At 67.3% G+C, this 26197-nt stretch carries 20 protein-coding genes; 11 read left to right on the top strand and 9 right to left on the bottom strand.

The window, feature by feature from the left end; translation table 11 throughout:
* Positions 1–34: 34 nt before the first annotated feature.
* The 4 genes from SAOR_RS01560 to SAOR_RS01545 all read left to right on the top strand — a co-directional run bounded on the left by SAOR_RS01560 (position 35) and on the right by SAOR_RS01545 (position 3568).
* Positions 35–574: a 2,4'-dihydroxyacetophenone dioxygenase family protein gene (locus SAOR_RS01560; protein WP_221179834.1), complete on the top strand. Its 540-nt coding sequence runs from the start codon at positions 35–37 to the stop codon at positions 572–574.
* Between the two features lie 135 nt (positions 575–709).
* Positions 710–1852, top strand: coding sequence for an amidohydrolase (locus SAOR_RS01555; protein ID WP_245965365.1), 1143 nt, complete (start codon positions 710–712; stop codon positions 1850–1852).
* A 28-nt stretch (positions 1853–1880) separates the two neighbouring features.
* Positions 1881–2108, top strand: a complete 228-nt coding sequence (locus SAOR_RS01550) for a hypothetical protein (protein ID WP_123629903.1) — start codon at positions 1881–1883, stop codon at positions 2106–2108.
* On the top strand, positions 2105–3568 hold the full coding sequence (locus tag SAOR_RS01545) for a sodium:solute symporter family protein (protein WP_123629902.1): 1464 nt from the start codon (positions 2105–2107) through the stop codon (positions 3566–3568). The genes SAOR_RS01550 and SAOR_RS01545 overlap by 4 nt, the downstream gene beginning before the upstream one ends.
* Positions 3569–3700: 132 nt before the next feature.
* Here the strand turns inward: SAOR_RS01545 and SAOR_RS01540 are convergent, their stop codons facing one another.
* The gene (locus SAOR_RS01540; protein ID WP_185015507.1) at positions 3701–4885 is read right to left on the bottom strand and encodes an MFS transporter; all 1185 of its coding nucleotides are present in this window, start codon (positions 4883–4885) and stop codon (positions 3701–3703) included.
* Positions 4886–5116: 231 nt separating this feature from the next.
* The gene (locus SAOR_RS01535; protein ID WP_123629900.1) at positions 5117–5653 is read right to left on the bottom strand and encodes a macro domain-containing protein; all 537 of its coding nucleotides are present in this window, start codon (positions 5651–5653) and stop codon (positions 5117–5119) included.
* 339 nt (positions 5654–5992) lie between these two features.
* Here SAOR_RS01535 and SAOR_RS01530 point away from each other — a divergent pair, with 339 nt between their 5' ends.
* A complete protein-coding gene (locus tag SAOR_RS01530; protein WP_123629899.1) occupies positions 5993–8080 on the top strand; it encodes a HelD family protein in 2088 nt (695 codons plus the stop codon).
* 245 nt (positions 8081–8325) lie between these two features.
* On the opposite strand, the gene SAOR_RS01525 is transcribed toward SAOR_RS01530, so the two are convergent.
* The 3 genes from SAOR_RS01525 to SAOR_RS01515 form a co-directional block, all read right to left on the bottom strand.
* Complete coding sequence (locus SAOR_RS01525) at positions 8326–8688, bottom strand: SpoIIAA family protein (RefSeq protein WP_123629898.1); 363 nt, start codon at positions 8686–8688, stop codon at positions 8326–8328.
* 564 nt (positions 8689–9252) lie between these two features.
* Complete coding sequence (dbpA, locus tag SAOR_RS01520; protein ID WP_123629897.1) at positions 9253–10644, bottom strand: ATP-dependent RNA helicase DbpA; 1392 nt, start codon at positions 10642–10644, stop codon at positions 9253–9255.
* 748 nt (positions 10645–11392) lie between these two features.
* Positions 11393–11971, bottom strand: coding sequence for a cupin domain-containing protein (locus SAOR_RS01515; protein WP_221179833.1), 579 nt, complete (start codon positions 11969–11971; stop codon positions 11393–11395).
* A gap of 428 nt (positions 11972–12399) precedes the next feature.
* Between SAOR_RS01515 and hisD the strand changes: the two genes are divergently transcribed.
* The 5 genes from hisD to SAOR_RS01490 all read left to right on the top strand — a co-directional run bounded on the left by hisD (position 12400) and on the right by SAOR_RS01490 (position 17685).
* A complete protein-coding gene (hisD, locus tag SAOR_RS01510; protein ID WP_123629895.1) occupies positions 12400–13725 on the top strand; it encodes a histidinol dehydrogenase in 1326 nt (441 codons plus the stop codon).
* A gap of 58 nt (positions 13726–13783) precedes the next feature.
* Positions 13784–14833 (top strand): TRAP transporter substrate-binding protein, encoded by a 1050-nt coding sequence (locus SAOR_RS01505; RefSeq protein WP_123629894.1) that lies wholly within the window; start codon positions 13784–13786, stop codon positions 14831–14833.
* 174 nt (positions 14834–15007) lie between these two features.
* Positions 15008–15484 (top strand): TRAP transporter small permease, encoded by a 477-nt coding sequence (locus tag SAOR_RS01500; protein WP_123629893.1) that lies wholly within the window; start codon positions 15008–15010, stop codon positions 15482–15484.
* The gene (locus tag SAOR_RS01495) at positions 15481–16761 is read left to right on the top strand and encodes a TRAP transporter large permease (protein WP_123629892.1); all 1281 of its coding nucleotides are present in this window, start codon (positions 15481–15483) and stop codon (positions 16759–16761) included. The genes SAOR_RS01500 and SAOR_RS01495 overlap by 4 nt, the downstream gene beginning before the upstream one ends.
* Before the next feature lie 276 nt (positions 16762–17037).
* Positions 17038–17685, top strand: a complete 648-nt coding sequence (locus tag SAOR_RS01490) for a dimethylsulfonioproprionate lyase family protein (RefSeq protein ID WP_123629891.1) — start codon at positions 17038–17040, stop codon at positions 17683–17685.
* Positions 17686–18165: 480 nt separating this feature from the next.
* Here SAOR_RS01490 and SAOR_RS01485 read toward each other — a convergent pair whose 3' ends face one another.
* On the bottom strand, positions 18166–19494 hold the full coding sequence (locus SAOR_RS01485; protein WP_123629890.1) for a GGDEF domain-containing protein: 1329 nt from the start codon (positions 19492–19494) through the stop codon (positions 18166–18168).
* 177 nt (positions 19495–19671) lie between these two features.
* A complete protein-coding gene (locus SAOR_RS01480) occupies positions 19672–20847 on the bottom strand; it encodes a GGDEF domain-containing protein (RefSeq protein ID WP_185015506.1) in 1176 nt (391 codons plus the stop codon).
* A 625-nt stretch (positions 20848–21472) separates the two neighbouring features.
* Between SAOR_RS01480 and SAOR_RS01475 the strand changes: the two genes are divergently transcribed.
* On the top strand, positions 21473–23287 hold the full coding sequence (locus tag SAOR_RS01475) for a putative bifunctional diguanylate cyclase/phosphodiesterase (RefSeq protein WP_123629888.1): 1815 nt from the start codon (positions 21473–21475) through the stop codon (positions 23285–23287).
* A 201-nt stretch (positions 23288–23488) separates the two neighbouring features.
* On the opposite strand, the gene SAOR_RS16750 is transcribed toward SAOR_RS01475, so the two are convergent.
* Positions 23489–23629, bottom strand: a complete 141-nt coding sequence (locus SAOR_RS16750) for a hypothetical protein (protein ID WP_185015505.1) — start codon at positions 23627–23629, stop codon at positions 23489–23491.
* 315 nt (positions 23630–23944) lie between these two features.
* Positions 23945–25555 carry a BCCT family transporter gene (locus tag SAOR_RS01470; RefSeq protein WP_123629887.1) on the bottom strand — a complete coding sequence of 537 codons (1611 nt, stop codon included), beginning with the start codon at positions 25553–25555 and terminating at the stop codon, positions 23945–23947.
* Positions 25556–26197: the final 642 nt, after the last annotated feature.

Genomic DNA, 26197 nt, shown 5'->3' with positions numbered 1-26197 from the left:
AACCCTTCGTTCAAGAACACAATAGGAGACAGCGATGTCGGATGATCGCGATCGCAGCGCGGTGGCCTACCAGCTGCCGCAGCCCACGGGCATGGTGCCGGACGTCTATATGGGCGGGGCGCTCGACCTGCCCGAGTCCATCGGCACGGACGATCCGGACTGGGTCGTCCAGGACGAGAACGTCTGGTTCAAGCCGCTCGTCCTGTCGGTGAGTCAGGGCTTCTACGTCAATATTCTCTGGGTGCACAAGGCGGGCGTGCTCTCGCGTCATCGCCACACCGGCCCGGTCCACGCCTTCACCCTCCGCGGTGCCTGGCATTATCTGGAGCATGACTGGGTCGCCCGGGCGAACGACTACGCCTTCGAGCCGCCGGGTGAGACGCACACGCTGGTGGTGCCCGAGGAGGCCGCGGAGATGGTGACGCTCTTCCACGTGACCGGTGGCTATACCTACGTCGACCCCTACGGCAAGGCGCTGGGCTACGAGGACGTCTTCACCAAGCTGGCGAACGTGCGCGCCCATTACGAACGCCTGGGCATGGATCCGGCCGAGGCGGACAAGTTCGTCCGCTGACGTCCGGCTCGCGATGTCGGGGCGGCACCGCTGCTGAATCGGCGTCCGGTCTTTGCTAACTTGCCGATAGACAAGGCTTGTATGAACGACGGCACGAACGGGATCGTTATGCTCGATGAGGCGCCGACACACCTTGTGGATCTGCGCCATGCGCTGCACCGGAACCCCGAACTCGGGTTCGAGGAGCGGGCGACCGCCGATCGGGTGTTTCGTCATCTGCAGCAGCTGGGCGTGGCGTGCGAGTGCGGCATCGGGGTCACCGGCATCGTCGCCTGGATATGCGGCGATCGGGGCGAGGGCCGCCGGATCGGCCTGCGCGCCGACATGGATGCGCTGCCCATCCATGAGACCAGCGGCGTCGCCCACGCTTCCGAGGTGGCCGGTCGCATGCACGCCTGCGGGCACGACGGCCACACGAGCATGCTCCTCGGCGCGGTCGAGCACTTCGCGGCGAACCGCGATTTCGCCGGGACCGTGTACTTCATCTTCCAGCCGGCGGAGGAGGGCGTGGGCGGTGCGCGCGCGATGATCGCGGACGGGCTGTTCGAGCGTTTCCCGATGGATGCGGTGTATGCGCTGCACAACTGGCCGGCGTTGCCCGTCGGGCAGTTCGGTCTCATCGAAGGCCCGATCATGGCCGGGGGCGACCGCGTGGATATCGCCATCCACGGCCGGGGCGGCCACGGTGGGCTGAATCCGCACGGCTGTATCGATCCGGTACGCATCGCCGGCGAGCTGATCACCCAGGCACACGCGATCGTGGGCCGCGATATCGACCCGCTGGCGCCCGCGGTGCTGAGCCTGTGCTCGGTCCAGGCCGGAGACCTCGCCGGTTTCGCCGTGATCCCGGACACCGCGCGGCTCTCCGGTACGCTGCGGGCGCTCGACGAGACCACCCGCAATACGCTGCGCGAGCGCCTGCGCGCCCTGTGCCACGGTCTCGAAACCATCCACGGCGCCCGCATCGATCTGTCGATCGAGGACAAGTTCAGCATCACCTACAACCACCCGGGCCCGACCGCGACCGCCCGCGCCGTGATCGAATCCGGTTTCGGCGAGGCCGCGCTGGCACCGGATTATCCGCCGTGCATGGGCGGTGAGGATTTCTCCTACATGCTGGACGTCTGCCCGGGCGCCTATATCCACGTGGGCTCGGGCGACGCCGAGCACACCCACGGACTGCACCATCCGGCCTACGACTTCAACGACCGGATCATGGCGCCGGGTATCACGCTGTTCGTGCAGCTGGCGCGCCGGGCGCTGGCCGAGTCCGCCTGAACGCATCCAGCCACCACCGGGGGTCGAGATGAAACCATCCCACGGGCGCCGGAACGCCACCCGCGCCTATATCGTTTTCCTGATCGCGGCGCTGACGCTGATGACGGTGCCGGTGTTCACCTTCGCCGACCGGGTCGAGCCGCTGGTGCTCGGCCTGCCGTTCAACCTGTTCTGGATCGTGCTGGTCGAGGCGGGCGCCTTTCTCGCCGTGCTGGGCTTCTATCTGTTCGAACACGGGCGCGGGGGTGATTCATGAGCAACTGGATGTTCGCGCTCGGCGCGATGCTGGTCTATCTGGCGCTGGCCTTCGCGCTGGGGCTGCTCGCCGGTCGCAAACGGTCGTTCTGGTCGGTATCGGAGTACGCGGTCGCCGATCGCGGTCTGGGCTTCATCGTGGTCTGGTTCATGATGGGCGGCACGGTGTTCAGCGCCTTCGCCTTTCTCGGCGGGCCCGGCATGGCGTTCTCCGAGGGCGCGGCGGCCTATTTCGTGCCGGCCTATCTCGCGCTCGGCATCCTGCCCTGGTACGTGCTGGGGCCCAAGGTCGGGCGTATCGGTGCGCGCAAGAACTTCGTCACCCTCGGCGAGTTCGTGGGCGATCGCTATCGTTCGCGGGCGCTCACGGTACTGATCGGCGTGATCTCGGTGCTCGCCTTCATCCAGTACCTCACGCTCCAGATCAAGGGCATGGCCTTCATCTTCAGCATCCTCACCGAAGGCGCGATCCCGTACTGGTTCGGCGCGCTGCTGGCCTACGGCATCGTGGTCGTCTACGTCGCCAGTTCGGGCGTGCGCGGCGCGGCCTGGAGCGACGTGCTGCAGGGCGCGCTGATGCTGATCGTGGCGTGGGCGGTCGGTTTCTATCTCGTGTACACGCTGCACGGCGGACCCTCGGACATGTTCAGCGCGATCGCGAGCGAGCGGCCCGATTTCCTGACCATCGGCCGCGACGGTTCGCCGATGTCGTCGATGGCGTTCTTCACCGTCATCGCGGTCTCGGCGCTCGGTTTTCTCATGTGGCCGCATCTGTTCACCAAGTCGTATACCACGACGGAGAAACGCATCAAGCTGACCACGCTCGCGTTTCCGCTGTTCGGTATCTTTCTGGTGCCCGTGCTGTTCGTCGGTTTCGCCGGCATCGGCGTGGTCGCGCCGGACGCGCTCGGCAGTTCGGACGAGCTGCTGCCCTATCTGATCACCAACGAGCTCGGCGCGAGCGGTTGGCTCTACGGCCTGATCGGCGCCGGCTCGTTGGCAGCCGCAATGTCTTCCTCCGATGCAATAACCCACGGCGGCTCGGTCTCGTTCGGCCGCGATATCTGCGGGGCGCTGATGCCCGGGCTGTCCGAGCGCGCCCAGATCTGGATCATGCGTCTGGCGGTGGTGGGCATCGGCGCGGCGGCCTACTGGCTGTCCATCTTCGGCGCCGCCGGGATCATCGCGCTGCTGGTTGGCGCCTACGGCTCGATCGCCCAGTTCGTGCCCGCGGTCTACGGCGCGCTGATCTGGAAGCGCGGCACGGCCGCCGGCGCGATCAGCGGGCTGGTCGTGGGCATCGGCGTGAACTACTACTACCAGATCGTGGCCGACGCCACGCCCTGGGACATGAACGCCGGCTTCATCGGCCTGCTTTGCAACATCGCGGTGTTCGTGCTCGTGAGTCGGTTCACGTCGCCCGTCGACGACGCTCTGGCGGAGGAGTATCGCCGGGCGTGATTCGGACGTTGGCGGCGTCCCCGTAGCGGTGTCGGCGGGGCCCGGCGTCGGCAGGCCATGCCGGCCTGGCGGGGTGACCGTCGCGGCCGGGCGAGTCCGGCATGGCCGGTATGCCCGGCGAGCGACGGCCGGCTATCGCGTCGCAGGGTCTTTGCGCGGGTCCAGCCAGGGGGCGGCCAGCAGGGGGACCGCCAGCGCGCAGGCGGCGAACAGCAGGCCGAGGCCGCCCGCGCCCAGCCCGAGCGAGAGCACGCCGGCGACGGTGATCGGTGCGAGCGCGCTCGCGATCACCATCGCCGCGGTGAAGACCCCGCGTACGGTGCCGACGGCCGCGGTGCCGAACAGGTCCGCCCAGAGCGCGCCGCCGAGCACCGAATTGGCGCCGTTGGTGAAGCCGATGCCGGCGAAGGCGATCCAGATCGAACCGGGGCCGAGCGGCAGCGCGAGTGACGCGAACGAGAGCGCCATGGGGATCAGGTGCAGACGGGCCATGCGGGCGGCGCCGAATCGGTCGGTCGCTCGGCCGTAGATCCAGGTGCCCAGCGCACGCAGGACGGCGAAGACCGTGAACGCGGCGCCGATGGCTCCGGCCGGCCAGTCCTTGAGCGCGGCGATGCTGCTCTGTTCGAACAGAAAGCCCGTGGCCATGAAGGGCGGCAGGAGCAGGATCGCCGCGCCGGCCCAGAATGCCGGCGTTCGCAGTAGTGTACGACGTCGTAGGGCCGGCGCCGACGACGGGTCGGCGGTCGGCGCCCGCTCCTGCCAGTGGATGCCGTGCTGCAGCCACCAGAGCGCGGGCCCGACCAGGACGACCAGCACGGTCGCGATACCCAGCCAGAGCGCCCGCCAGTCGATGCTATCCAGGGCCGCGATCACGCCGGCGGGCAGGATCGCCTCGCCGAGGATGACCCCCATGGACGCCCAGGCGATCACGGCACCGCGTCGGCGCCCGCCGTTGCGGGCGGCCGAGACCACGGCGAGCTGGGTGAGCAGGCCTTGGCCACCGATCCGCAGCAGAAAGAATGCGGCCAGCAGAACGAGGCTGCCCTGCACGCCGGCCGCGAGGAGACTGCCGGTGACGAACAGGAGCAGCGTGATGACGATCGCCCGGCGCAGCGGCAGCCGGTCCATGGCGCCGCCGAGCCAGAACAGCAGGCTGCCGCTGGCCAGCGTGGCGACCCCGTAGAGCAGGCTGACGCGGGTGCTGCCGATGCCGGCGGCCGCCTGGAACTGCGGGCTGAACAGGCCGAGGAAGAAGGTCTGGCCGAAACTCGACACGAAGGTGGCGAGAAAGCCGAAGACGATCACACGGCGCATGGACGCTAGGGCCGTCGGGTGAGGTGCATCGTCCATGGCGTGTTCGCTGTGGCCCGGCGATCCATCCGTCGCACGGCTGAACGCGGGGCGCGGGGCATCGGATTGAGACGGTAGCCGAGGGGCGCGGACCGCCACCACGAGGGGCCCGCCGGCTGTTCGTACGCTACAGGATAGCCGTTCGGTCAAGCCGGGACGGTAGTCCGCACGGCGGCCCTGCGGCAGCGATGCCGGTCAGGCCGCGTAACGGGCCAGGCTTCGCGCGTAGACCGCCTGTTCCCGCGCGCCGAAGAGCACGAAACGGATGTGTTCGACCGCATCGAGGGCGCGGGTGGATTCGGCGGTCGTGCGCAGCGCCTCGTCCGCGGCCGCCTCGAGCGGATAGCCGAACGCGCCGGTTGAGATGGCGGGCAGGGCGATGCGGGCGATGCGGTGCTGCTCGGCGAGTTCCAGCGCGCGCCGGTGACAGGCAGCCAGCAGGGCGTCGGATGGCTCGTCGATGCCGTAGACCGGCCCGAGGCAATGGATCACATGGTCGTTGGGCAGCGCGTGTGCGCCGGTGATCACGGCCTCGCCCGGCGCGATCGGCGCCAACGGCTCGCATTCGGCCTCCAGGCCCGGCCCGGCGGCGCGATGCAGGGCGCCGGCCACGCCGCCGCCGATGCGCAGTTCGGCGTTGGCGGCGTTGACCACGCACTGCATGTCCGCCTGGCGGGCGATGTCCCCGGTGATGCATTCGACGACGACGCCGTTGAGGGTCTGCTGGGTCATACGAAAACTCGTGCATTGTGATCTGTCGACGACGATGACAACGCCCTGGACGTGTTTCAAAGGGCGGTCGGCCGCAGCGGCGGGTGGCGATGCGGTTTGCGCCCGGGCGGATCCGCGCGGCAGACTGTCGCGCTCCTGCCGAATTGCAGCGGTCGCCGGGCGGCGACCGTGCTTGCCGCGTGCGTGCCGGGGCGAATCGACGGCCGCACGATGCCGCACGGCTTCGTGTCCACGCCGGCGTCGTCTGTCTTCGCAGGCGATGCACGCCGGCCACGGCCTGGCGCATCGACGCCGCGCGCCGCGTGCGCGCACGATCCATATCCGTTTGACATGCCTTCGATGACCGCCCGCAACACCCGCGACGACGACCCGCGCGCCGAAGAAGAGGCGCACCTCGCCGATATCGAATCCTGCCTGCAGCGCGCGCTGCGCAACGCCGAGGACCGCCTCCAGCGTTATGCCCGCGACGTTCAGGAGCAGAAGACGTATCTGTGGCAGAACCGCGCCGAAATGGATCACGTGGAGAAGGTCAATTCGCGCGAGTCCATCGACCAGGCCGTGATGACGGCGGACAAGCTGCTGGAGCATCAAAAGCGCCTGGAAAAGCTGCGTCGTTCGCCGTATTTCGGACGCTTCGACTTCGCGGTGAACGGGTCCGAGACGGCCGAGCCGGTGTACGTCGGCATCCATCATTTCCACGACGAGCACACGCGGCGCACGCGCGTCTATGACTGGCGGGCGCCGATCGCGACGCTGTTCTACGACTATGAAACGGGTCCGGCCCGCTACGAGGCGCCGCAGGGCACGATCGCGGGCGATATACGGCTCAAGCGCCAGTTCCGCATCAAGCAGGGGCGCATCGAACTGATGATCGACAGCGCCGTGAACGTGGTCGACGAGGTCCTGCAGGACGAGCTGGGGCGGACGTCCGACGAGGGCATGAAGAACATCGTCGCGACCATTCAGCGCGACCAGAACGCCATCATCCGCGACGAGCAGGCGCCGGTACTGATCATTCAGGGCGTGGCCGGGTCCGGCAAGACGTCGATCGCGCTGCACCGCATCGCCTTCCTGCTGTATCGCTTCAAGGACACGCTGTCCTCCGAGGACATTCTGATCATCTCGCCCAACCGGGTGTTCGCGGACTACATCGCCAACGTGCTGCCCGAACTCGGCGAGGAATCGGTCAACGAGATCCGCATGGAGGATCTGGCCGAGGCATTGCTGGAAGGCGCGTATCGCTTCCAGTCGTTCTTCGAGCAGACGGGCGCGCTGCTGGAGCGCAACGACGACGCCATGCGCGAGCGCATCGAGCGCAAGGCGTCCCCGGCGTTCCTCAAGCAGCTGGATCGCTATGCCGCCCACGTCGAGCGCAACCGTTTCGTCGCCGAGGATGTATGGATCGCGCGGCGGCTGGTGCCGGCCTGGCTGCTGGACGAGATCTTCCACAAGCATCGGGCGATGGGCAGCCGCGAGCGCATCCGACAGGTGGTGCGCGAGGCCGAGCAGAAGATCGGCATCCAGTACAACTACGATCTCACCGTGGAGGACCGGCGCGCGCTGCGCACCGCGGTCAAGGGCATGCTCAACGAGACCAGCCTGCGCAAGACGTACCGCCAGTTCTACGACTGGCTGGGCGAGCCGGAGCTGTTCCGCACGGCCAGCCGCGGCCGGCTCGAGTACGCCGACGTCTTCCCGCTGATCTATCTCAAGCTCAAGCTGGAGTCGGTGCGTTCGCCGTACCGGCGTGTCAAGCACCTGCTGGTCGACGAGATGCAGGATTACACGCCGGTGCAGTACGCCGTTCTGGAGAAACTGTTCAACTGCAAGAAGACCGTGCTCGGCGATGTCAGTCAGTCGATCAACCCCTACAGCGCATCGAAGGCCGACGAGATCAAGCAGGCGTTCAGGCAGGCGGTCGTCGTGACGCTCAACAAGAGCTATCGCTCCAGCTACGAGATCACCCGATTCGCCCAGGCGATTTCGCCGAATCCCGATCTCGAAGCGATCGAGCGCCACGGCGAAGCGCCGCGCGTGATCGAGCATCGACGAGCGGCCGACGAGCGTGCCGGGCTGGTGGCCATGGCACGCGCGTTCAAGGCCTCGGCCCGCAACACCCTGGGTATCGTGTGCAAGACGCAGAAGCAGGCGCGCCGCGTGTTCGATACGCTGGCGGCTGCGGAGATCACCGCCCAGCTGCTCACCGAAGAGACCCAGTCCTTCGGCCTCGGCATCGTGATCTGCACCGCGCACATGGCCAAGGGACTGGAGTTCGACGAGGTCATCGTCCCCGGCGCCGACGAACGTACTTATCACACCGCCATGGACCGGAAGCTGCTCTATGTCGCCTGCACGCGTGCGATGCACCGGCTGACGGTGACGAGCGTGGGCCCGGCAACACCGTTCGTGCCTCGGGAGAACTGCTAGCGCGGCGGCCGCTCCGCGGATGCGGTGCCGGCCGGTGCCGTGCGTGACGCGCCGCCGCGCTCGGCAGAACGAAAGACGGCATCCGCCCGGGCCGACGCCACGGATTGCGCCCGTCCAGGCCGTCGAGCGTAGCGAGCTGTCGCCTGCCGGCCGGCAGGCCTGCGCATCTTCGGCGGTCGTCGGTCGCAGCCGGCCGGCCGCGCGGATTCGTCAGGCCGCGACGGCCGTCCGGCCATCGGGCCCGGTCAGATCACCCACTGGCGCGCCTCTTCGCGCGCGGTGAAGCGAAAGGTCTCGCATTCCATGCGCGGCGCGAGTTTGTCCATCACCGTGGTCGCGGTGCGGACGCCTTCCACGTCGGTGACCACGGCGAGCTTGTCGAAACGGTCCCAGCGCTTGATCGCGTCTTTCAACTCATTGAACAGCGCGGAGGCCGACATGCCGCCCAGCGAGTGGATCTCGATGTAGAGCCGCAGCGTGTCGTGGTCTTCGAGACGCTGCTCGACGACCGACAGCACGTTGGCGAAATCCTGCGAGGTGACCTCGCCCTCGAGTTCCATCGGGATCACGTGCTCGGCGTCGGATTTGAACGGGGCAATGCGAAGCATCGTCGGCTCCGGTCTGAAAAAATGAGCGCCTGAAGGTAGCAGAGCGATGCGCCGGGTAAATCCGGGAAAGCGCGGAGATACGGCAACGACTGCCGTCGTCGCAGCAATCGAAGGCAGCCGGCTGCATCGTGGTCGAGCGGCCTGAGCGGCGGTTGCCGGGTGAACGCGGGTCGTTGACGGATGGCAGGACGCGCAAGATCGGCGCCGCGGCGGGTCGATGCGGTCGCGAAACGGTCGATTCAGCGGCCGTAGGCGAACTTAACCCGTTGGGCCTGCTATGGTTTCGGCGGCGTCGTGAATTCGACAGGCTAGGGAGCGACGCAGCGTCTTCCGGCCCGTGGCGTGCGCTTCAATGGGGCAACGCCCGTCGGAAGTGCATCCCGGCAACCGAGTGATTCGAATCAATCGTCCACGCCCCGTTTTTTCCGATTGAACGAGAGTCGTGGGTGGGCGCTGGGCCAAGAGCTCGAAGTGCGGACAGTTCAGCGTCGATCGGTCGCTGGTGTCCGTGCGGATATCGCAGGCGCCAGATATCGACGGCCAAGCCGGTCGGCGGTTCGCCCGTCAATCACCGCGCAGTTCGTGCGCGCGAAAGCGTCGGCCCTTGATACGTCCGTCGCGAAGCCGTGCCAGCGCGCTGGGCGCCTGGCCACGGGCGATGGCGACATAGCTGCGGGTCGGCTGGATACTGATCTGACCGATGACGTCGGCATCGAGGCCGGCCTCGCCGGTCAGCGCACCCAGAATGTCGCCGGGACGCAGTTTGTCCTTGCGTCCGCCGCCGATGACGAGCGTGCGGTTGGGCGCGGTGAGCGGCGTGACGGGCTCGAGCTTCGGCGGTGACTGCCAGCTCAGAGCTGTTTTCAGTTCTTCGGCCAGCCGCTCCGCGCGATAGGCCTCGCCCGGCGTGCACAGCGTTGCAGCCGTGCCCGACGCCCCCGCTCGGCCAGTGCGGCCGATACGGTGGACATGGGTATCGACGTCGCGAGCGATGTCGTAGCTGATGACCTGCGGCAACTCCGCGATGTCCAGGCCGCGGGCGGCCACGTCGGTGGCCACCAGCACCGCGCAGCTGTGGTTGATGAAGCGCAGCAGCACCTCGTCGCGATCGCGCTGGTCGCGCTCGCCGTGCAGCGCGAGCGCGTCGAAGCCGCGGGCGCTCAGCAATTGCGCCACGCGGGCGACCTCGGCGCGGGTGTTGCAGAACACCAGCGCGCGGGGGTGGTCGTCAGGCGCGGTCGCGCCTTGCGAGAGCAGCGCGCACAGGACTTCCGACTTGTCGTTTGCGCCGACCTTGTAGAACGATTGCGCGATCGCCGGCCGGTCCTGCGCTGCGGCGACCGTCACCTCGACCGGCTCGCGCTGGAGCCGGCGCGAAACCTCGCGGATTGCGTCCGGCCAGGTGGCGGAGAACAGCAGGGTCTGGCGTTCGCTGGGCAGACGCCCGACGATGGCGTCGATATCCTCGCCAAAGCCCATGTCGAGCATGCGATCGGCCTCGTCGAGCACGAGCCTGCGCAGCCGGCCGCAGTCGAGGCTCGCGCGTTTGAGATGCGCGAGCACGCGCCCGGGCGTGCCGACGACGATATGCGGCGCATGCGCGAGCGAGGCCAGCTGCGGGCGCATGGGCACGCCGCCACACAGGGTCAGCAGCTTGATGTTGGGCACGTGCGTCGCCAGCATGCGGATCGCCTGGCCGACCTGATCGGCCAGCTCGCGGGTGGGGCAGAGCACGAGCGTCTGCACCGCCGCGGTCTCGATCTCGAGCGCCTGCAGCACGCCGAGGCCGAACGCCGCGGTCTTGCCGCTGCCGGTGGCCGCCTGGGCGATCACGTCGCGGCCGGCCAGGATCGGCGGCAGGCTTTGGGCCTGTACCGGCGTCATCGTATCGAAGCCTTGCGCGGCGACGCTCTCGAGCAGGGCGGGCGCGAGGTTCAAGGTGGAGAATGCAGCCATGGGCAATGATCGCACGGCGTGGGGCGGGCCGTATGCGTTCGCGTCGATCGTTCGCCACGCGGCGGGGCGCTGTCGCTTGCGCGGGTGCAGGCGCGCCCTGGCCAAACGCCGGCCACGCGCGGCGGGTGTTACAGCTCATCCGCAGGTTGCTTTGCTTCGATCATCGCGCGGCGCGCCAGGGCGAGGCGGGATCGGGTTGCAGGTAGGCGGGAAGGGCCACGCGCATGCCTGCGGCGCCGGCGTCGACTCGCCGCCGCGAAGCCGATAGGCCGGTCGGGCACGGGCGACGACCATGGCGGTGCCGGGCCACACGGCAGGCGGTGTCGCGCGGCGGGCTCGGACGCGGTTGGCGCTGGCGGAAATCTCGTCTCGGAGGGTCGCAGCACGCCGGTTTGGCGTGCCCGACGGCCGAGCGCCGCCGGCATCGGTACGGAGTGCCCGCGAGTGCCTGTTCGCCACGAGCGGGCAAGCGATGCCGGGCCACGTCCTGCCGGCCTGTTCGGGCTCTGCGGGCGACTGCATTTCGCGCGGCGGCTGGGCGCGAACCCGCCAATCGCATGATGTGGCGCGTGGCACCCGATCTGCGGATCGCACTTAGCGCGCTGCGGGCATCGCCGATGCGCCTGCGAGACCGTCGAAGGCGGCTGGGGACGCCGGGCCGGTGCCGGTCGAGAACTCGATCGCTCGCGCTGCAGGGGTCTTCGTCGTGCTGCGTACGCCCCGGTGCCTCCGCGGACCGGCAGGCGCGCTAGAAGGTGCGCGGCGTCACCGCACTCACGACGACGCATTCGTCGTCGGAGACGTTTTCCATGCGGTGCGGCAAGGTGCTGTCGAAGTAGTAGGCGTCGCCGGGGCCGAGGATTTCGGTGACGTCGCCGACGGTGATCTCGAGGCGGCCCTGAATGACCACGCCGCCTTCCTCGGCCTGATGACTGTAGCCGTCGTCGCCGGTGCTCGCGCCGGGGGCGTAGCGCTCGTGCAGCAGCATCATCTGGGCGTTGCGCAGGTTCGCGCCGACCTGGCGATAGGACACCTGATCGCCGTCGGCCAGTTCGACCAGGTCGTCGGACTTGTAGAAAGCGACGCGGTCGAGCGAATCCCGGTCGGAGAAGAAGTCGCTCAGGGTGACGTCGAGCACCGACAGGATCTTTTTCAGTGAACTGACCGAGGGACTGGTCTCGTTGCGTTCGACCATCGCGATGAAGGGGTGCGTGAGCCCGCTCTGCTTGGCCAGGCCGCGGATCGAGAGGCCTTTCTGCAGACGCAGGGCCTTGATGCGCTCGCCCTGATGATCGGCTTTGTCGGCAGAGGCTGAAGGTGTGGCCAAGAGATGTCCTTCCGGGTCATATCGAACCCGAAAGATTATACGCGGGCCGGGGTGTCGGCCCATCCCGGATAGGCCGCGGCAAGCCGATGCACCAGCGATGATCCACCGGCGGCCGGCAAGTCGCGGTGGTGGTCCCGCGTGTCGGGGTCTCCGCCCGGGCGACGACGGTCGGTCCGAGCGGGATCGCCATGCGAGCTGTCGGTCGGCGATGCCTGCCGTGCTGCCGTTTCGGCGCCGAGGAGCGCTCGCCTGTGCGTGGGGCCGATCACGCGTTGGCCATGGGGCGCATCCGGCACCGGCCGCCGGGCGTGTCGTGCGTCCGTGATTTCAGCCGGCTTGCACGCGTCGAGACGATCGGGCAGTGTGATGGTAAATATATATTCCAACCGGGCTGCCCGGTTATCACAAGCAACAGGTGTACCAGGTCAATGACGCAGACGAGCGGTTTCTCCCGGCCCGACGGCATTCGCTATGTAAAGGCCCCGCAGGCAGCGGACACGAGCGAGCAGAGCAGCATCAGCGACAGCGTAGCGACGATCATCGAGGCTGTCGCCACCGAGGGCGACGCGGCCGTGCGCCGTTTTGGCCTGCAGTTCGACAAGGCCGACCTGGAGACCACCGAGGTCACCGAGCAGGAGATCGAGCAGGCCTTCGCCCAGTTCGATCCGCAGTCGCTGGCCGACAGCCGCTTCGCGATCGAGCAGGTCACGAACTTCGCCGAGCAGCAGCTTGCGACCATGAAGCCGCTCGAGATCGAAACCCTGCCGGGCGTGCATCTGGGGCATCGCATCCTGCCGATCCGGACCGTCGGCTGCTACGTGCCGGGTGGGCGCTACCCGCTGTACTCGGCGCCGATCATGTCGATCGTGCCGGCGGTGGTAGCCGGCTGCGACGAGATCGTGGCCTGCCTGCCGCCGAACACGCATGAAACCATGTTCGCCCTGTGCCGACTCGCCGGCGCGCACCGCATCTTCAAGATCGGTGGCGCCCAGGCGATTGCCGCCATGGCCCACGGTACCGAGAGCGTGCCCCGGGTCGACAAGATCGTGGGCCCCGGCAACGCTTTCGTGAACGAGGCCAAGCGTCAGGTGTTCGGCAGTGTCGGCATCGACCAGCTCGCCGGGCCGAGCGAGATATTCACCATCGCCGACGACACGGCCGATCCGCGCGTGATCGCCGCCGACCTGCTCGCCCAGGCGGAGCACGACGTGCATACCCGCGTGGGCCTGGCCACGACTTCGACCGAGATCGCCGAACAGACACTGGCCGCGATCGAGGCGCAGCTGGAGAGCCTGTCCACCCGCGACACGGCCGGCCAGGCCTGGGCGCGCCAGGGCGAGATCGTGGTCTGCGAGGACCGGCGCGCGCTCATCGATTACGCCGACCACATGGCTACAGAGCATCTGCAGATCCATGCCGCCGACGCCCACGAGCTGGCGGGCGAGATCCGCAACTACGGGTCGCTGTTCATCGGCGAGGCCGCGAGCGTGGTCTATTCCGACAAGTGCTGTGGCACCAACCACACGCTGCCGACAATGGCCGCGGCGCGCTATACCGGCGGTCTGTGGGTTGGTACCTACGTCAAGGTCTGTACGCATCAGTGGATGGAGCCCGCGGGCGTAGCCGAAGTCGCGCCGCGCGCGGTGCGCCAGAGCCAGGCCGAGGGCATGGAAGGCCATGCGCGCGCCGCCGCGCTGCGCCTGTATCCCGACGATCACGACCGCATCCTGACGGGCGATATTCCGAAGACCTGACGCTCGGCGCCGCAAGCCGGACCGCGTTGCCAGAGCAATCACCAAAGAGGGCAAGAAGATGAAGCATCAGACATGGGGAAATCAGGGCCGCAGTACGCGGCAGCGGCTCGCGGCCGCGCTGTGCGGCGTCGCCGTGACGCTGGCGCTGCCGGGGGTGGCGAGCGCGGCGGACTACAATCTCAAGATCGGCACGATCGAGTCGCCGTCCGGCTCCAACACCCGCGGCTGGAAGACGTTCGAGCAGTACGTCGAGAGCAACAGCGACGGGCGTATCGCCATCGACATTCTGTCGTCCGGTCAGCTGGGCGACACCCAGAAGCTGCTCGAGGGGCTGCAGTTGGGTATCCACAAGATGGCGCAGGGCGACGAGACGATCACCAGCGCCTACAAGCCGATGATGGCCTGGTTCAGCCCGTATCTGTTTCGCGACGAACTGTCGATGAAGGCGTTCTTCGAAAGCGATACCTTCGCCGATCTCAACGATGCCATGGCCGAGGACATGGGCGTGCGTGCGCTGGCTGTTGCACCCTATGGTTTCTACGACTTCATCAACAAGAAGCGTGCGATCAAGACCGTTGACGACATGCAGGGCTTGAAGCTGCGCACGCTGCCCAACAGCCAGATCACGATCAAGACCTGGGACGCGCTCGGCGCCTCGGCCACGCCAGTGTCCTGGGCGGAGATCTATACCTCGATCCGCACCGGCGTGATCGACGGCCTGGGCCATACGCCCAGCATCATGGTCGATCAGAAGTACTACGAGGTCGCCAAGCACGTCACGCTCGACCAGAGCATGGGCGTGGCCAACATGTATCTCGTCAACGAGGACTTCTACCAGTCGCTGCCGGACGACCTGCAGCAGGTGGTCAAGCAGGGCGCGGAGCTGGCGGCGAACGTGGAGTTCGGGATAGCCAGCTATCGGAACCGGGTGCAGGCGCTCGACACGCTGCGCGAAGAAGGCGTCGAGATCTACCCGCTGCCGGCCGAGGAACGCGCGAAGTTCAAGGCCAAGGCGCAGGAGCAGGTCACGCCCTGGCTCAAGGAGACCTCCGGCGAGGACAACGTCGAGGCGGTGTTCAACGCGGTCGAGCGCATCGAATCGGACTGACCGAACGGAGCTGACCGGGCCGCTGGCCTTCGATGCCGGGCATCGGGCGCCAGCGGCGTGGCGGCTCGCCAGCAACACGCGCGGCGTCGGCTCGGCGTTGCGCGAGTGCCGTGCTCGATCCCGCCCGGCCGGGCGGAGCGGCATGGTTCAACCGTACGTTTCAAGGGGGTAGCCGTGGCTGCGCGTATCCTTAGAGGGCTCGACCGTGCGATCAAGGCACTGGTGGCGCTGAGCATGCTCGCGATCCTGATCGTGATCTGCGTGCAGGTGTGGTTTCGCTTCGTGCTCGACAACGCGCTGCCGTGGCCGGAGGAAGCCGCGCGCTTTCTAATGATCTGGGGCCTGATGATCGGCGGCGCGTTCGCTTTTCGCAACAACGAACACACCGGTATTCAGATCCTGTCGGACCGGTTTTCCGGGCGCTGGGCGCAGGCGAACACACTGTTCATCCAGTTGCTCATCCTCGGCTTTCTGGGCTGTCTGGTATACGGCGGCTGGCAGGAGATGTCGTTGCTGGCACGTTTCGATACCGGCGCGCTCGGTATTTCGAAGGCCATCCCCTACGGTGCGATTCCGATCAGCGCACTGCTGTATGCGCTGTTTTCGCTCGTGCTCGTGGTGCGCTGCTTTGCGCGGGAGCGTGCGGCATGATCGTAGCCGCGCTGCTCGGGGCGTTCGCCCTACTGCTGGTGCTCGGCATGCCGGTGGCGTTCGCCATCGGCGTGGCGTCGATGCTCGCCATTCTCCTTTCCGGGGAGTCGGTGGTGGTCGCTTCGCACTACATGTTCGCGGGCGTGAACTCCTATCTGCTGGTCGCCATTCCGATGTTCGTTCTGGCCGGCGATCTCATGCTGCATTCGGGCATGACCAAGTCGCTGACGAACTTCGCCGATCTGTTCGTCGGCCGCATGCGCGGCGGCCTCGGCCATACCAATATCGGCGGCAGCATCTTCTTTTCCGGCATCACCGGCTCGGCGACCGCGGACACCACGGCGATCGGTTCGGTGATGATCCCGGCCATGTCCGAGAACGGCTACGGGCGGGCCTATTCGACCGCCGTCACCGTGGCCTCGTCGGCGATCGGCCCCATCATCCCGCCCAGCCTGACCTTCGTGATCTACGCGCTGGCGGTGGGCAACATCTCCATCGGCGGGCTGTTCATCGCCGGGCTGGTGCCGGGGCTGCTGACCGCGGCCGCGCTGATGGTCATGAATCACGTCATCAGCACGCGCCGCAACTATCCCAAGCGCGAATTTTCCTACAGCGCGCGTCAGGCGTTCACGATCACGCGCAAGAGCTTGATCGTGCTGGTGATGCCGGCGCTGATCGCCTTCGGCGTCGTCACCGGCGTCTATACGGCGACCGAGGCCGCGGCGGTGGCGGCCGCCTATGCGCTGTTGATCGGCCTGGGCATGCGCACGCTGAAGCTGCGCGTGCTGCCAAGGCTGTTCTTCAATGCCTCCAAGACCAGCTCGATCATGTTCCTGCTGCTGGCCACCAGCAGCCTGTTCTCCTACGTGCTGTCGACCCAGGGCGTGCCCGCCGATATCGCGGCGGCGTTCCAGGGGCTCACTGACAATCCGCTGGTGTTCCTGCTCATCCTGAACATCACGCTGCTCGCGATCGGGCTGGTCATCGACCTGTACCCGGCGATTCTCATCTTCGGGCCGATCTTCGCCCCCATCGCCCACAGCTACGGCATCGACCCGATCCACTTCGGCGTCGTGTTCTGCGTGAATTTGATCGTGGGCATGAACACGCCGCCAGTGGGCTCGGGCCTGTTCATCGGTGCAGCCATCGGGCGCGTGAAGATCGAGGAGCTCATTCGCGAGATCACGCCCTTCATCCTCATGCAGCTCGTCGTGCTCGCGCTGATCACCTATGTGCCGATTCTGACGACCGGGTTGCCGCGCCTGTTCGGCTACTGATCGCCGCCCCCGGCGGCAAGCGCGATCATGGCCGGCCCTGGGGATTCCGCCGTCTCGGGCCTGCGGCTCCGGCCGGTGAAAACGGGCCGGCCTCGCGCTCGAGACGAGCCGGAGGCCGCGCTCGATGGCGTGATCCGGTGCGGGCACGCGCGGCGCGGTGCGTCGCGCCGATTGAACGCTCGGCCTTCGTACGTTGACGGATACCGGCGCTCCGGATGCCCGTGCAACAATCATCGGCCCTGGATCGACCGCCGTTCACGCCGGAGTGAATCGCCCATGGCAGGCACGTTGCACGCCCATGTCGACTGGCACTACCTGATGTACGAGTTCCGCCAGGTGTATCGGTTCGGCTCGGCCGGGGGCAGCAAGCCGATTCGCAGCCACCTCAAGGCGGTTCGCAACCAGTTGAACGCGGAGATGGCGCTTGACCCGGCGGTGTCGCTGCCCGAGCCCGCTCGGCTGCCGGTCGTCGACTGGCTCGGGCGCGCGCTCGATCGGGGGCGCCAGACGCCGACGGCGTCCCTGGTGGACACCATCGATCGGGTGCAGCATCAGCTCGCCTGGCGCTATGGCTACGACCGGGTGCCGCGCAGCCTGCAGGGCAAGTATGCCTTCGCGGAGCTGATGGGGCCGAAAGGCCCGGTGGTCAGCGAACGTCTGATTCTCGGTCTGGTGCTGCTCGCGCCCGGTTGTACCTATCCCTCGCACGCCCACGACGACATCACCGAGTCCTATATCTGCCTCAGCGGCACGCTCTCGGAGAACGATGTCGGCGTTTATGCCCCCGGGTCGCTTTTGTATAACCCGCCGAATCATCGGCATCGCCTCACCACCGGCGACCACGAGCCGGTGCTGCTCGCCTATGCGTGGAGCGGGGCGCCGGAGCGGCTGGCGAACCAGAAGATGACGTTCAAGAAAAGCTGATGGCCGCGTGGCGCCGGGCGGGGTCAATGGCAGCGAGTGCATTGCAAGGGCACCGGCCGCAGATCGGCGCGGCCATGCGGCCGGTCATCGGCTATAACAACATCGGTGATTCGGTCGATCCGCGGCGGCGCGTGCGCTGGGCATGCGGTCATCGACGCGTGGCGCGAGGAGAGATGGTAATGCCGTGGGCCGTTGTTCGACCTACGCACGATGCGTCGGCGGTCTACCGTCCGTCATCAGTCGCCCACGAGCTTGTCGACTGGAGGCCGGGTGGATGCTCCGGCCGGCCCGTGTCGGTTTTCCAGCGCGCCGGCAGGATACGGCGGCCGTCTTGCATCGAAGAGACGACGATATGTCGGCGTGATGGTTCTGGTTCGGGGGCGGCCGTCGCCGTTCAACGGGTCGCGGGCTTGATCGCGCCCGCATGGCCTGCGGCCAATGACGGTCGCCACGGTTTCGCTGCGGGGCACGGCGCGATGGTCACTTTGGCGAGGTCGCGCCGCTGCTGGGGCGAATCGACGGCGTCGTTTCGCTCGGGGCGGCCGTCGTGGTGTCGGCGACCACGCGATTGCGGCCGGCGTGTTTGGCGCGATAGAGGCAGCGGTCGGCGCGGCACAGCAGGTCGGCGAACGTCTCGTCCGGCAGGGACAGCGTCGCCACGCCGAGGCTGGCCGTGAGGCGGAGCATATGCGCCTGGTGGTGGCAGCCGTGTGATGCGATTGCGCGGCGCAATCCCTCCGCGACCATCAGCCCCTGATGGACATCGGTGTCGGACAGAAGAATGGCGAACTCCTCGCCGCCGAGCCGGCCGACGGTGTCGTGCTCGCGAAGGTTGTCGCGCATGACGCCCGCGATAGCGCGCAGGGCGGCATCGCCGGCGTCGTGGCCGTGACGATCGTTGACCTGCTTGAAGAAATCGAGATCGACCATGAGCAGCGACAAGGGCGTCCCCGCGGTCATATGCCACTGCTTTTCGTCTTCGAACAGCTGCTCCAGATACGCGCGATTGGGCAGGCCGGTCAGCGAATCCGTCATCGCCATCTCCGACAGCCGGCGTTCGGCCTGCTCGCGGCTGGCCTCGTAGAAATGCGAGAGCGCGAACACGGTCGCGGTGGCCATGGCGATGTTGGCGATAGAGCCGGGTGCCTGCACGATCGCGTCGCCGCCGAAGCGATACAGGAAAAGCACGCCGGCCACCCCGACGAAGAACACCGACACCGCCGCGCCGAGACGACGCCCCAGCAGCAGATGCGCGAGCAGCGGTATCACCAGAACCCAGCCAAAGACCGTGATTTCGGTCTCCGGACTATAGAACCCGTACATCATCACCGAATAGAAGGGGATGATGAAGACGATCGTCCAGGCCTTGAGATGGCGGGTGCCGCGGATGACGAATAAAAGCGTGCAGGCGAACACCGTCATCAACAGTTCGATGACCATCAGCACATACTGTTCCGCGCGCAGGTTGATCACCACGTACGCGGCACCGCAGACGGCGGTGAGCACGAGCAGCACCTGCAGCACCGCGCGGCGATGATGTGCTTCAAAGCCTTCGTGGGCCTTGCGGCTGGCTCTCGGCATCCCTCGGGGCCCCCGACCCGTTCGTAGGGTTACCATACCGCGCTTGGGATGGCGCCGCGCGGAAGACGAGTGGGTCGTTCCGCGCTGGTTGCGGGCATGTGGCCCGAGGGCGGCGGCGCGTTGGGCTCGCGGATTACGTTTGCAGTCGGCCGGACGGGGCAGTGAAGGGCGCCTCACTGAAGCATTGTCGTGCCGGCGTTCAATGCGCGCCAGGCCGCCGCCGACCATAGCGGCGTAGCCGGTGGTCGTCGACGTCGGCCGCGAGCGCTCGTGCGTAAGCCATCCTATCGCCGCCGATAGAGGTATGGCCGGTCTCGATTGGGCGGTCTGCTCCGCCGAGCGCCGAGCTGCGCCAAGACCTTGTGCGTCGACAAGCGCCGGCCCGCGACCGGCCCGCGCCCCGGCTCAGGAGCCGGCGGCGACGCGACGCTGCAGCTCGTGCATCGGTTCGGCGATGGCGCCCGGATCGGCGGCAGCGACGGGGTCGAACAGCGTTCGATCCCGTCCGCGGGTCTTGGCGGTATAGAGCGCCTCGTCGGCCCGCTCCATCCAGCGGATCGTCGTGTCCGCGGAGGAAAAGGCCACGCCGCCGCTGACGCGGATCACGCCGTGCGCCAGCGGCTGGGCCGCGCAGCGGGCGCGGAGCGCGTCGTCCATGGCCTGGACCGTGGACGAGGAGGCCGGGCGAAGCAGCACCGCGAACTCCTCGCCGCCACAGCGTCCGGCGGTGGCGCCGAACGTCCGGGCGGTATCCTCCAGAAGACGCGCGAACCGGCGCAGCGTCTCGTCGCCATAGAGATGGCCGCGGCTGTCGTTGATCCGCTTGAAGTGATCGAGATCGTACAAGACCAGGGCGCAGTGGTGTCTCGGCTGCTGCTCGCCCGAGATCGCCGCGTCCAGCGCCGAATAGAAGGCGCCGTGGTTGAGCAGCCCGGTGAGGCTGTCCAGCCGCGAACTCTCGCGCAGCTGCTCGGCGTACTCCTGAATCAGGCGCTGTTCGCTGCGAAAGCGTCGAAAGAAGCCGCTGATCAACGCGAACTGCAGCGCGACGCAGATGTAGTAGGTCACCGCGGCGTCGATCGCCTGGAGTTCGCGCGACGCGTAGGCCGGCGTCCAGTCTGGCCAGAGATAATCGGCGCCGATCAGAGCGCTCGGCACGATCACGAAGCACGCCATGAGCAGGACGCGCTGCCAGGGACGGATCACCAGGGCACCGAAGGCATAGCCGGCCACCACGACCAGTATCATCAGGCTCGGTCCGTCCAGGCCCTGGTTGAAGATCCAGTTCAACGGCAGGATCGCGAACACCGCGCCCGCGCAGAAAATCACGGCGATGCGCTGGGCCGGTTCGTAGCGACGCGCATGCCACCACATCGCCAGCACCACCAGGCCGAAGATTGTCAGTATGGCGACGTAGAGCAGATGGGTGATGGCGCCGAAGTAGTTGAGGGCCGCGCCGGCGAAGCAGCCGATCGCCACCGCGAACAGAAACACCAGATGCATGCGGTGGGCCGGGGTCTCGGCGTGCCCCACGAGCATGAAGCGAGACCAATGGCCGACTCGGTCGGCGAATGTCTTCATCGCGATAGTCGTCCATCCCGCCACGTCGGCGCCCGCTCTTCGCGCCTCGTCGGTGCGCGGCCGGGCCGTTGAATCCCTGGCGTACCCGCCACGCGCCGTCAGGGCCGCGGCGCCGTGTTCATGCCGACGCTGCGCCTCCCTGGCGGGCGATCGCGGCCCATACCCCTGCCAGAGCATACCGCGGGCACACGTCGAATGCGCGTCCGCCTTTGCAACAGGCGGGCAAGGCGCCCGCAGTCCGGCCTGTCGTGTCGCTGGCGAGCACGCGCCGGCCTGCCTGGGTACCGGGCGCGCGACCTGGCCGGAGACGGGGCGTCCGATCGCCGCCCGCGAAACAGTGAGAACTTCGCCTGCCCGTTCAGCGCAGAGCCTCGGACACGGTGTTCGGCTCGTGATCCGGCGGCGGGACGGGCGCGACATCTCGTTCATGTACGGGCCCATACGCGGCATATCCGATTCGTCACATGACATATCGAGGCATGCCGAATACTGCGGACCGGTCATGTCGGCGGCCGAATCGCCGATACATCGTTTAGCACCAGGGTTGAAAGGCCGCCCCCGAATATGAAAGAAACGCGGCGTCCGTAATTCTACCGAGGCACCCTATCCCCGAACCGGTCCGATCATGAGTACGTCACACGCTTCCACGCGCGAAGCGGAGCGGTTGAACGCGCTTCACCGCCTCGATCTGATTCACGCGCCGCGCGATCCGGTACTGGATCGCGCCACCGGCCTGGCCGCGCGCCTGCTGGATATGCCCGTCAGCCTGGTCACCCTGGTCGATGCGAGCCGGCAGTGGTTCAAGGCGGGTGTGGGCGTCGAGCTGCTTGGCACGCCGCGTGCCCATTCCTTCTGCGCCCACGCGATCGAGGCCGATGAGGTCATGGTCGTCCCCGACCTCGTTGCCGACGATCGGTTCGCGGACAATCCCTTCGTGGCGCAGCCGCCGCATGTCCGTTTCTATGCGGGGGCGCCCATTCGCACGATCGACGGTTACAGCCTGGGCACGCTGTGCGTGATGAGCCGGGAGCCGCAACCCGACTTCGGCGCCGAGCAGACGCAGACACTCGTGGATCTGGCCGCGCTCGTGAGCGGCTGGGTGCGCATGCGCGAATCGGCGGGTTATCTGGATGCCGCGACCGGGATCTTCACGCGCCAGCGGCTGCTGGAGACGCTCGGCACCGCGTTGCGGCGGTCTCCCACAGCGGGCGACTCCCACGCGTCGCTGCTGGGCGTGGTCGATGTCGCGATGCCGCGGCAGATGCACGGCCTGATCCAGGTGCTGGGTTACCAGCATACGGAGCGTTTCATCGCGGAATGCATCGAGCGGCTGGCCTATGCGCTCGGCCACGAGCACCCGATCTATCGCATTGGTCTGTTCCGCTTCGGTGTGCTGCTGCGCGAGCAGCCCGACGAACGTACTCGCGACTATCTGTATCGGTTGATGAAGACGCTGCGCCAGCCCTTCGACTCGGAGATCGGCATCCTTCTCGCTCCCGATACGGTCATGGGCGTCGCCCGAATCGATGCGGGCTACGACACGGACATCGATGCCAGCGAGATTCTGCGCCGGGCGTCGGCGGCGGCGGACGACGCCTGGGAAAGTGATTGCTGCTGGTGCTACTACGAGCCGGCGGGCGAGGCCCGGCGCCAGCGCCGGGTTCGACTGCTGACCGATCTGCGGGGTGCGCTGGAGGCGGGCGACGAGCTGTATCTGGAATATCAGCCCAAGATCGACGTCGCCAGTGGCGACTGCGTCGGCGTCGAGGCGCTGCTGCGTTGGCAGCATCCGGCGCTCGGCTTCGTCTCCCCGGCGGAGCTCATCGATGCCGCCGAACGCACGGCGCTGATGCGGCCGCTCACCGACTGGGTGCTCGATACCGCGCTGGCGCAGAGTGCCACGTGGCGCCGGCGCGGGCTCACGCTGCCGGTCGCGGTCAATCTCTCCGCCCACGACATCGCCGACGAGGCGATCGTCGAACGCGTTGACGCGCATCTGCGCAGGCATGCGCTGCCGGGTGACAGTCTCGAGGTCGAGTTCACCGAGAGCACGCTCATCGACGATCTCGACGCCGCCGTGCCCAAGCTCGAGCAACTGCATGCGATCGGCGTGACGACCGCGATCGACGACTTCGGTACCGGCTACTGCAACCTGGCCTATCTGCAGAAACTCAATGCCGGCAAGATCAAGATCGACCGCCGCTTCGTACAGACGCTCGACAGCGACGAACGCGGGCAGGTGCTCACGCGGGCGATCGTGCGCCTCGCGCACGATCTGGATTACCGCATCGTCGCGGAGGGCGTCGAGAACGAAGCGACCCTGAGGCTGCTCGTCGACTGGGGTTGCGAACAGGCCCAGGGCTATCTGTTCGCCCGGCCGTTGACCGCCGAGGCGCTTCATGACTGGGTCCGTTCCAGTGAGCCGGTCGCGTTGAGTTGAAAGGCGCGGGCCGGCTCCCGAAGACCGCAGGGCTCAGTCAGTGGCGCCGGGACGCGGTTCCGGCCCCGGCGCGGTCAGCGCGGCCCGGTCAGTCGAGCAGCCCCTTCGGCCCCTTGTCGCGAGCGGCCTTGGCAGCGCGCTTTTCCTTGAGCGTGCGCGTCGGCTTCTTTTTCTCGTTCTTCCTGCGGTCCATGCCTTTGCTCATGACAGATCCTCCGTCTGGGCGGACGCGTGCCGCGCATTCTGCCGGCGCTCGTGCCGCTTGTTGCGCTTTTCTTCCTGCTGACGGCTCTTGTTGGCCGCCCGCTGCTGCTTCTCGAACGTGTAATTCACCCGGGCCATGACCACCTCCTGTGGTTTTAATCGAGTCTATTCCGATTCACGGCGGCAAGACCACGTCGATGAAAATAAATTTGGCGCGACGGGCCATGACGACGCGGTTCGAGTTCCGGCGCGACCGCGCTCAGGCGGCGCATAGGGGCCGGTTGCGCCTTTTACGCCTTGCGTGTGGTGCGGGGCCGCATGCCTTGCGTGGCGTACCCCGGTCTGACGTGCGGGAGAACGCCGGGGCCGTGGGTTCCGGGGTGGCTGGCCGTGAAAGCCATCGCCAGGCGGGCGGCGGGCGATCGTCACGGCCCGCCGCCCGCTGCGACCGGCCTAGAGCTGCTCGACGCTCGGCGGCTTGCCGACGGTGATCTCGCTGAGATCTTCCTGCGAGAGCCCGCGCATGAGCGCGAACATCATGCCGAAGACCAGAATGAAGATCGGCAGCCCGATGACGGTGATCACCTGCTGCAGCGCGGTCAGTCCGGCCTCGCCGGCGAGCACGATCAGCATCGCGGCGAGCACGCCTTCGGAGATGCCCCAGAACATGCGCTGGTGCACGGGGCCCGCGTCGGGCTCGCCCGTGCAGAGCATGTCGACCACAAGCGAGGCCGAGTCCGAGGAGGTGGCGAAGAATATCGCCACGATCACCACCGCGAGGCCCTGGATCAGCGTCGTGAACGGGAAATTCTCGAAGAAGGCGAACATCGCCAGCGGGATGCTGTTGGCCACCGCGTCCGATATCTGGCCCGCCTCGTCGCCAAGGGCGGCGCGGGCGTCCGCGCCGATGCCGTCGATCTCCATCGCCGACCAACCGAAGATGGCGAACCACACCAGCGTGAAGACGGACGGCGCGAACAGCACGCCCAGCACGAACTCGCGGATCGTGCGGCCGCGCGAGATCCGCGCCACGAAGATGCCGATGAACGGCGACCAGGTCACCGTCCAGGCCCAGTAGAAGACGGTCCAGCCGCCCTGCCAGCCCCAGCCGCCTTCCTCGTGCGTGTATTCCGCCAGCGCGTCGTTCCAGAACGCCATCGGCAGGATGTTGGTGATGTAGATCCCGAAGGTCTCGACGATGGCGCGCAGCAGGAACACGGTCGAGCCTGTCACCAGCACAAAGATCATCAGGCCGACCGCCATGCCGATGTTGATGTTCGACAGCAGCTTCACGCCGGAATCCAGCCCCGCGACGATCGAGCAGGTCGCCACTGCGGTGAGGGCCGCGATGATCAGCACCTTAGTGGTCACGCTGTCGGGCACGCCCATCAGTTCGGTCAGGCCGGCGTTGATCTGCTGGGTGCCCAGACCGATCGACACGGCGACACCGAACAGGGTGCCAAGCACGGCAAAGATATCCAGCGTCTTGCCGATCGGGCCGTAGATGCGATCACCGATCAGCGAGTAGAAGACCGAGCTGAAACGCATCGGCAGCTTGTAGCGGTAGATGAAGTACGCGAAGGCCAGGCCGGGCAGGGTGAAGATCGCCCAGGTGTGCAGACCCAGATGGTAGATCGCGAAACCCATCGCATCGTCCGCGGCCTGCACCGAGAACGGCTCGACGTCCGGTCGTGGCGGGGTCGCGAAGTGCGACATCGGTTCGGCCACGCCCCAGAACATCAGTACCGTGCCGATGCCGCCGGCGAACAGCATGGTGAACCAGGAGATGTTGCCGTAGTCCGGCCTGGCGTCGTTGCCGCCGAGCCGGATCGCGCCGTAGCGGCTCAGTGCGACCCAGAGCAGGAAGGCGACCCAGCTGGTCACGCCCAGGATGAAGAACCAGCCGAGATTGGTGACGATCCAGGTCCGGCCGGCGCCGAAGGCGTCGCCGATGGGCCCGGGGGCCACGAGCAGGGCAGCAAGAAATACCACCATGATGCCGGCGGAGGCGAAGAAGATCGTCGGATCGGTCTTCAGCCCCAGCTTCCGCGCGAGTGTATGCATTCTTGTTCTCCCTTGTGGCGGTAATTCAACATACGCCGGGCCGAGCAAGCGCGTAAAGGCGCTCGTGCCGGGCGCAGCGCGCCTCATGGCCCGATGCCGACCGGCGTCGGCCTCGTGATCTGTAACAAGCGGATTTCGTGCCAGGCTCGTCGGCGATCAGGGAAAACGGCGGTCGAACGCCGACAGCGCATTGGCTTTGCCCGAGTGCGGCGATGAGAGGAACCGGCAGGTCCGAATCCCCGTGGGGACGATCGCGCGCCCGCTTCTTCATCCGAGGGCAGGTGCACCCGCACCGGTTCATCACGCGACGGGCCGCAGGAATACGGTCTCCGGCGTGCTGTTCGCGCGGGCGGCAGGGTGGGGCAGCGACTTGCTGGCCCGACCTCAATTGCGGTCCCGTCGCGGGAAGGGCATTGGGGATCGGCCGGTCGCCGGGCCGTGCTCGAGCCGATGGGCCGCCGCCGCTATGGCCCGCTCGGGCGATCGCCCGGCCGCGCTCTGAAGGTCTCAGTCTCTGGTGGAGATGGAGGCCGGAACGGGGCTCGTTCGGTGCAATTCGTGCCGCGCGTTCTGCCAGTATCCGCGCAGGCGCGCCGCAAATAGCCGCGCTTGCGGCCGGCGGTCCGGACGGCCGGATGCCGA

Origin of the sequence: Salinisphaera orenii subsp. orenii MK-B5, from assembly GCF_003788635.1 — a bacterium.
GTDB lineage: Bacteria > Pseudomonadota > Gammaproteobacteria > Nevskiales > Salinisphaeraceae > Salinisphaera > Salinisphaera orenii.
Note: the sequence above shows the minus strand (reverse complement) of the source record. Positions and strands in the feature narration are given on the sequence as shown.

Excerpts from the sequence above, each read along its gene's own strand:
- SAOR_RS01470 (WP_123629887.1), bottom strand. The coding sequence starts at position 25,555 with ATGCATACACTCGCGCGGAAGCTGGGGCTGAAGACCGATCCGACGATC.
- SAOR_RS01545 (WP_123629902.1), top strand. The coding sequence starts at position 2,105 with ATGAGCAACTGGATGTTCGCGCTCGGCGCGATGCTGGTCTATCTGGCG.
- SAOR_RS01530 (WP_123629899.1), top strand. The coding sequence starts at position 5,993 with ATGACCGCCCGCAACACCCGCGACGACGACCCGCGCGCCGAAGAAGAG.
- SAOR_RS01535 (WP_123629900.1), bottom strand. The coding sequence starts at position 5,653 with ATGACCCAGCAGACCCTCAACGGCGTCGTCGTCGAATGCATCACCGGG.
- SAOR_RS16750 (WP_185015505.1), bottom strand. The coding sequence starts at position 23,629 with ATGGCCCGGGTGAATTACACGTTCGAGAAGCAGCAGCGGGCGGCCAAC.
- SAOR_RS01550 (WP_123629903.1), top strand. The coding sequence starts at position 1,881 with ATGAAACCATCCCACGGGCGCCGGAACGCCACCCGCGCCTATATCGTT.
- dbpA (WP_123629897.1), bottom strand. The coding sequence starts at position 10,644 with ATGGCTGCATTCTCCACCTTGAACCTCGCGCCCGCCCTGCTCGAGAGC.
- hisD (WP_123629895.1), top strand. The coding sequence starts at position 12,400 with ATGACGCAGACGAGCGGTTTCTCCCGGCCCGACGGCATTCGCTATGTA.
- SAOR_RS01525 (WP_123629898.1), bottom strand. The coding sequence starts at position 8,688 with ATGCTTCGCATTGCCCCGTTCAAATCCGACGCCGAGCACGTGATCCCG.
- SAOR_RS01490 (WP_123629891.1), top strand. The coding sequence starts at position 17,038 with ATGGCAGGCACGTTGCACGCCCATGTCGACTGGCACTACCTGATGTAC.
- SAOR_RS01495 (WP_123629892.1), top strand. The coding sequence starts at position 15,481 with ATGATCGTAGCCGCGCTGCTCGGGGCGTTCGCCCTACTGCTGGTGCTC.
- SAOR_RS01505 (WP_123629894.1), top strand. The coding sequence starts at position 13,784 with ATGAAGCATCAGACATGGGGAAATCAGGGCCGCAGTACGCGGCAGCGG.
- SAOR_RS01560 (WP_221179834.1), top strand. The coding sequence starts at position 35 with ATGTCGGATGATCGCGATCGCAGCGCGGTGGCCTACCAGCTGCCGCAG.
- SAOR_RS01540 (WP_185015507.1), bottom strand. The coding sequence starts at position 4,885 with ATGCGCCGTGTGATCGTCTTCGGCTTTCTCGCCACCTTCGTGTCGAGT.
- SAOR_RS01480 (WP_185015506.1), bottom strand. The coding sequence starts at position 20,847 with ATGAAGACATTCGCCGACCGAGTCGGCCATTGGTCTCGCTTCATGCTC.
- SAOR_RS01485 (WP_123629890.1), bottom strand. The coding sequence starts at position 19,494 with ATGGTCGGCGGCGGCCTGGCGCGCATTGAACGCCGGCACGACAATGCT.
- SAOR_RS01475 (WP_123629888.1), top strand. The coding sequence starts at position 21,473 with ATGAGTACGTCACACGCTTCCACGCGCGAAGCGGAGCGGTTGAACGCG.